4 protein-coding genes are annotated in these 4,109 nt (G+C 64.2%); 2 read left to right on the top strand and 2 right to left on the bottom strand.

All coding sequences use genetic code 11. The features are described 5' to 3' along the window. On the bottom strand, positions 1–1,159 hold a 1,159-nt coding region (locus ACQ3I4_RS16555; RefSeq protein WP_430633170.1), incomplete at its 3' end, for an IS256 family transposase. A 4-nt stretch (positions 1,160–1,163) separates the two neighbouring features. Between ACQ3I4_RS16555 and ACQ3I4_RS16550 the strand changes: the two genes are divergently transcribed. Beyond that, on the top strand, positions 1,164–2,663 hold the full coding sequence (locus tag ACQ3I4_RS16550) for a SulP family inorganic anion transporter (protein ID WP_430633933.1): 1,500 nt from the start codon (positions 1,164–1,166) through the stop codon (positions 2,661–2,663). A gap of 266 nt (positions 2,664–2,929) precedes the next feature. Then, on the top strand, positions 2,930–3,199 hold the full coding sequence (locus ACQ3I4_RS16545; RefSeq protein WP_430633932.1) for a hypothetical protein: 270 nt from the start codon (positions 2,930–2,932) through the stop codon (positions 3,197–3,199). On the opposite strand, the gene ACQ3I4_RS16540 is transcribed toward ACQ3I4_RS16545, so the two are convergent. Continuing rightward, a partial coding sequence (locus ACQ3I4_RS16540; protein ID WP_430632801.1) for an IS256 family transposase occupies positions 3,196–4,109 on the bottom strand: 914 nt, incomplete at its 5' end. The two genes, ACQ3I4_RS16545 and ACQ3I4_RS16540, sit on opposite strands and share 4 nt — an antisense overlap.

Below are 4,109 nucleotides of genomic sequence, written 5' to 3'. Positions count from 1 at the left end.
GCCCCGTCGGGTCAAGCGACCGGGTCACGAGATACAGGCATTTCAGCGCGGCAGCGTCGTTGGGGAAGTGCCCGCGGGCACGGACGGCGCGCCGGTAGCGGGCGTTGAGCGACTCGATCGCGTTCGTGGAGCAGATGATGCGGCGGATCTCGACGTCGTAGTCCAGAAACGGGATGAATTCCGCCCATGCGTTCTCCCAGAGCTGCCGGATCGCGGGATACATGGTGCACCACTTCTCGGCGAACTCCTCGAACCTGGCCCTCGCGACAGCTTCGTTGACGGCGGTATAGACCGGCTTGAGGTCGCGGGCGATCTGGTCCCAGTACTTCCGCGACGCGTATTTGAACGTGTTGCGGATCAGGTGGATGATGCATGTCTGCACCGTCGTCAGCTCCCACGTCGTGTTGATCGCGTCCGGGAGGCCTTTCAGCCCGTCGCAGACGACGATGCAGACGTCCTCGACGCCGCGGTTCTTGATCTCGGTGAGCACGCCGAGCCAGAACTTCGCGCCCTCACCACCGTCGCCGGCCCAGATCCCGAGGATGTCGCGTTCCCCGCCCGTGGTGACGCCGACGGCGACGTAGAACGGTTTGTTGCGCACCTGCCCGTCCCGCACCTTCACGACGATCGCGTCGATGAACACCACCGGGTAGACGCGGTCCAACGGACGGTTCTGCCACTCGGTCATCTCCTCGATCACCTTGTCGGTGATCTTCGAGATCGTGTCCTTCGAGACGCTGGCTCCGTAGACATCGTCGAAGTGCGCCGCGACCTCACCGGTCGTGAGCCCGCGCGCGGTCAATGACAGCACGATCTCGTCGATCCCGTCCAGCCGACGCTGCCGCTTGCGCACGATCCTCGGCTGGAACGACCCCTCACGATCCCGGGGAACGTCGATCTGCACTGCACCGACCTCGGTCATCACGGTCTTCGCCCGCGTCCCGTTACGGGCATTCTCGCCGGTGCTGGGCTGGTGCTTGTCATAACCGAGGTGCTCGGTCATCTCGACCTCGAGCGCAGTCTCCAGCACCCGCTTCGTTAGCCCGGCGAGCAGCCCGTCCGGGCCGACCAGGCTGACGCCCTTCTCCTTCGCTTCCGCGAGCAGCTGCTCCGCGATCTGCTGCTGATCGATGATCTCTCCCGTCACAGGATCAATCATCTCGATGACATCGGTCATCGCCTTTCCTTTCGGTCAGGCCAGGACCAGATACACCGTTCGTCTGACACTCCCGGTGCTGGCCGGGCTGATCGTGGCCCTGGCCCTGATCCCGGAGGCCATCGCGTTCTCCCTGATCGCCGGGGTGGACCCGCAGGTGGGCCTGTTCGCCGCCGCCACCATGGCCATGTCCATCGCGTTCCTGGGCGGGCGGCCGGCGATGATCTCCGCGGCCACCGCGGCCACCGCCCTGGTGGTGGCCCCGCTGATGGCCTCCCACGGGCTGGACTACCTGATCGCCGCGGTCATCCTCGCCGGCGTCTTCCAGGTGATCCTCGGTGTACTCGGGGTGGGCAAGCTGATGCGGTTCATCCCCCGGTCGGTGATGATCGGCTTCGTCAACGCCCTGGGCATCCTGATCTTCACCTCCCAGCTGCCGGACCTGATCGGGGTCCCCTGGCTGGTCTACCCGCTCACCGCCCTGGGGCTGGCGATCATCTACCTGCTGCCGCGGATCACCACCGTGGTCCCGGCCCCACTGGTGTCGATCATCGTGGTCACCGCCCTCGCGGTGGTCTTCGCCCTGAACGTGCCCACCGTCGGAGACAAGGGCGAACTGCCCGACGCGTTGCCGACCCTGTTCCTCCCGAACGTGCCGTTCACCCTGGAGACCTTCCAGGTCATCGCCCCGTACGCGCTGGGCATGGCCGCCGTCGGGCTGCTGGAGTCGCTGATGACCGCCAAGCTCGTCGATGACATCACCGACACCCGCTCGAACAAGGTCCGCGAGTCCTGGGGTCAGGGCGCGGCGAACATCATCAGCGGGTTCTTCGGCGGCATGGGCGGCTGCGCGATGGTCGGGCAGACCATGATCAACGTCAAGGCCTCCGGGGCCCGCACCCGGATCTCCACCTTCCTGGCCGGGGCCTTCGTCCTGGTCCTGGCCGTGTCCCTCGGTGAGGTCGTCGCCCTGATCCCGATGGCCGCCCTGGTCGCGGTGATGATCTTCGTGTCCATCGCCACCTTCGACTGGCACTCCATCCGCCCCTCCACCCTGCGGATGATGCCCAAGTCCGAGACCATCGTCATGGCCGTCACCGTCATCGGCACCGTGGCCACCCACAACCTGGCCATCGGCGTCGGACTCGGCGTGCTCACCGCCATGGTCCTGTTCGCCCGCCGGGTCGCGCACTTCGCCACCGTCACCCGCACCCTCACCAGCGAGGCTGAGGGCGAGGAGGCCACCGCCCGGTACACCGTGGACGGAGAACTGTTCTGGGCCTCCTCCAACGACCTCTACACCCAGTTCGAGTACGCCGAGGACCCCCAGCACATCGTCATCGACCTGACGACCTCGCACCTATGGGACGCCTCCACCATCGCCGCCCTGGACTCCGTGGAGGACAAGTACCGCCACTACGGCAAGCACGTCGAGGTCATCGGCCTCAACCAGGCCAGCCAGGCCATGCGCACCCGGATGTCCGGACGCCTCGGCTCCGGACACTGACACCTGGCAAGCCCTACACACAACACTGCCACCTGCCCTCCGGACCAGGTGGCAGTGTTGTACCAAACGCAGGACATCACACGCATTTCCGTAAGCATGCCGCCATTTATCAGTCGCAAACTGACCGCCAAATATCTCTGAAAGTCACACATCAGATGTCCAATACCCATTGGTCAAAATCGGTCCTTTTTGGCCGCGAGCATCCTCGGTCGCGGCTCGCACAAGAAATACCGTCCCAGCCGGTTCGATTGGGCAATGATTGGGGCATGAAAGCAGACTTGGATGAACCGCTGAAAGTAAGAGACATACTCGCCCTTATCAAGCCCGGGAATCCCGTTGCGGAATTTGATACGTCACTTGAGGACTACTTCGTCCAGACTGAGACTTTTGAACGCTTAGTTACCGACGACGGCGACATCGTCGCTGGCGACAAAGGCACGGGCAAGACCGCTCTATTCAAGATTCTTACAGCCGGCCACCCCGATTACCCCGCCCGGGACTATCTCATTAACGGTGTATCCGGCGGTTTCTTTTAGTAGCTTTCAGCGGCCGGGAATCGGTCGCTGAAAGTGATGGCGAAGGCGTTCAAAGCGGGCTTCCAACGCACGGCCCATCGGGTCTTGCCGGCACCGGTCGGATCGAGGGATCGGGTGACCAGATACAGGCACTTTAGCGCAGCCTGCTCGGTGGGGAAATGACCCCGGGCCTTCACGGCGCGCCGGTACCTGGCGTTGAGGGATTCGATCGCATTGGTCGAGCAGATCACGCGCCGGATTTCCACGTCATAGTCCAGGAACGGGATGAACTCCTCCCACGCGTTCTCCCACAGCCGCACGATGGCCCCGTATTTCTTGCCCCAGCGCTCGGTGAGCTCCTCGAACGCCGCCCTGGCGGCCGCAGCGTTCACGGCGGTGTAGATGGGCTTCACGTCCCGTTTGAGCGCGTCCCAGTCCTTCTTCGAGGCCAGGCGGAAGGTATTGCGGATCAGGTGGATGATGCAGGTCTGCACGGTTGTCAGCGGCCAGACGTTGGTGACGACTTCGGGCAGGCCTTTGAGGCCGTCGCAGACCAGGAAGAAGGTGTCTTTCACGCCGCGGTTCTTGATGTCGGTGAGCACGCTCATCCAGAACTTCGCGCCCTCACCGCCGGTGCCGGCCCACAGGCCGAGGATGTCCTTCTCACCCTCCAGCGTCACGCCGATCGCGGCGTAGACGGGCCGGTTGGCGACCTGCCCGTCGCGGACCTTGACGACGATGGCGTCGATGAAGATCGCCGCGTAGACCTCATCCAGCGGCCGGTTTTGCCACGCGGCCATCTCGTCGAGCACCCTGTCGGTGATCCGCGAGACGGTCTCCTTTGACACGGACGCACCGTAGATCTCGGCGAAGTGCGCGCTGATTTCCCCGGTGGTCAGGCCCTTGGCATAGAGCGACAGGACCATCTCAT

This window comes from Zafaria sp. Z1313 (genome assembly GCF_050563205.1).
Lineage (GTDB): Bacteria > Actinomycetota > Actinomycetes > Actinomycetales > Micrococcaceae > JAZDCJ01.
Note: the sequence above shows the minus strand (reverse complement) of the source record. Positions and strands in the feature narration are given on the sequence as shown.

What these genes read in the sequence shown, in the direction of transcription:
- ACQ3I4_RS16550 (WP_430633933.1), top strand. Translation starts at nt 1,164, where the DNA reads ATGACATCGGTCATCGCCTTTCCTTTCGGTCAGGCCAGGACCAGATAC.
- ACQ3I4_RS16545 (WP_430633932.1), top strand. Translation starts at nt 2,930, where the DNA reads ATGAAAGCAGACTTGGATGAACCGCTGAAAGTAAGAGACATACTCGCC.